Source organism: Rhodopirellula europaea 6C (assembly GCF_000338295.1).
In the GTDB taxonomy this organism is placed as follows: Bacteria; Planctomycetota; Planctomycetia; order Pirellulales; family Pirellulaceae; genus Rhodopirellula; species Rhodopirellula europaea.
In genome coordinates this window covers 1-1,267 of the sequence record NZ_ANMO01000162.1, presented here as the reverse complement: position 1 = coordinate 1,267, position 1,267 = coordinate 1, and the positions used below count along the sequence as shown (strand labels likewise).

The 1,267-nt window shown below is 52.3% G+C and carries 2 protein-coding genes; one reads left to right on the top strand and one right to left on the bottom strand.

Features of this window, described 5'->3' with window-relative positions:
• The coding region (locus RE6C_RS32935; protein WP_236618281.1) for a hypothetical protein at positions 1-297 on the top strand (297 nt) is incomplete at its 5' end.
• Between the two features lie 485 nt (positions 298-782).
• On the opposite strand, the gene RE6C_RS16810 is transcribed toward RE6C_RS32935, so the two are convergent.
• Positions 783-1,130 carry a hypothetical protein gene (locus RE6C_RS16810; protein ID WP_144054808.1) on the bottom strand — a complete coding sequence of 116 codons (348 nt, stop codon included), beginning with the start codon at positions 1,128-1,130 and terminating at the stop codon, positions 783-785.
• Between the last annotated feature and the right edge of the window lie 137 nt (positions 1,131-1,267).

The window sequence follows — 1,267 nt, the reverse complement described above, 5'->3', positions numbered from 1 at the left end:
CGCGACAAGGTCACTGCCTATAAGAAACGTGACGCTTCAAGGAAGTTCTCCAGAGGCCAGTACAACGACCCGCATCACGGGGTGGCGGGAGTTGACGTTGATTTCAAAAGCCGCGTGCCACCGCCACTCCCGTGCATGCGATGGTTCTGGCTTTTCTGGGCATTTAGGCAGCATTGGATTGTAGCAGATGACGAAGCGAAGAGCGATTTAGGCATCGGTATCCTGACCTTGCGTGAGTCCGTTCTCGTTTTCGTGAACCATGTATGCCATTCCAGAGGTAGCACCACCCAAAAATAGACAAATCGCGACCCACATGACCGCGAGCATCGGAGTGGGCGGTGCCTGATATTCGAGCCAGAGCGAAAACCGGCCCATTGAAAGAAAGCGGAATAGGAACAAGACAGTTGTTGAACACCCGTAAATGAACGTCGTAGAAATTTTGGCACCAACACGTGCAAGTCGGTACGCACCAAACATCAAGATGAGAAATGCGGGGAGGATTCCAGACCAATTGTTGGAATGACTCGTGGCCGGCATCGTGAAAAGAAGCAGCAGTCCCGCGAACAAGTAGAAACCAATCCAGGTTGCCACGACTGATCCGTGTTTGTGTTGCGATGATGCATCGCTGAACGGCGAGTGCTCGGTCGGTTCGTTAGGATTGGGCAAATTGGCCATCGGAGACAGACCTAACGAATCACATGCCAGAACGGTAGAAATCACGGGGAACGGGCGAACGACTTGCAAGCAGACGAGAAAACGGACCACCCGTTCTCCCGTGCATTTCATGGTTCCACATCCTGTGCGGCAAGGTGTACCATCCCATCGCTAGCAACCGTGAAATGAAGGTCGTCCGACCAGATCCCCATGTATCCCTTATGGTGAACGGTGTCATCTTGAACGTCAATCGAATCAGCGGTTGATTTGATGATGCATTTAGGAGAATCGTAAACGATCGTCCGGCGTCCGTTTTCAACGCTGATCGAGTCCGGCAATTCTCCGTAGACGTAACGCAACCGATTCCATTGGTCGTCAACGGTTCGTGTCGCAACGCCAAATCGAAACTCGAATTGTGTTGATGTGAATGCAGTGCCAACTGGACGCAACGCGAGATCGTAGTCTGGGCGAGTCAAGTACCAGATCGTGCCCAGACCAACGAGGGACAACCCAAACGCGACGGATACGCATCCTATCGCGTACGACTTCAAACGCGTTCCGCGCTTTGGCTGTTGCGATTGACCAACGTCCATTAGCGTTCAATCAAGATTGT